The sequence below is a fragment of the Neobacillus novalis NBRC 102450 genome (assembly GCF_001591805.1).
GTDB classification, from domain to species: Bacteria; Bacillota; Bacilli; order Bacillales; family Cytobacillaceae; genus Neobacillus; species Neobacillus novalis.
The window spans coordinates 1-570 of sequence record NZ_BCVP01000097.1; the positions used below are offsets into that span (position 1 = coordinate 1).

Below are 570 nucleotides of genomic sequence, written 5' to 3' on the forward strand. Positions count from 1 at the left end.
ATCCATTCCCGGCAAAGACGACAAAAAATCCAGGGGAATATGGTCTTGCATTCGAAGAGATTGAATTTTTCAGCCGAAAAGATCAAGTAAAACTGTCTGGCTGGTGGATTCCAGCAGTTTCAAAGAAAAGCAAGAAAACGGTCATCACGGCGCACGGTTACATGAATGAACGTTCCATGGAAAAGATTGAAGGACTGCGACTCGTTAAAGTTCTATCAGAACAGGGCTATAATGTACTGATGTTTGATTTTCGCAACGCAGGGAAATCGAAGGGAAAAACCACGGGGATCGGATATTTTGAAAGACACGATTTGTATTCAGCGATTGATTATGCGATTCAAGAAAAACAGCAAGAAAAAGTTGCTCTCCTTGGCTGGAGTATGGGAGCTGCTACTGCACTTATTGCTGGATGCGAACACCCTGCTGTTTCCGTCATCATTGCCGACAGTCCCTTTTGTGATTTAGAACCTTTTCTAAAAGAAAATCTTTCACATTGGACCAAGCTGCCAAAACGGCCATTTACACCGATTGTTTATCATTCCATGCGCAAGCTCCTCAAAATTGACCCCA

General features: G+C 43.0%; 1 protein-coding gene. It reads left to right on the forward strand.

Features of this window, described 5'->3' with window-relative positions; all coding sequences use genetic code 11:
* Positions 1-570: alpha/beta hydrolase (locus BANVL01_RS26450; protein WP_156482436.1), on the forward strand; the 570-nt coding region annotated here is incomplete at both ends.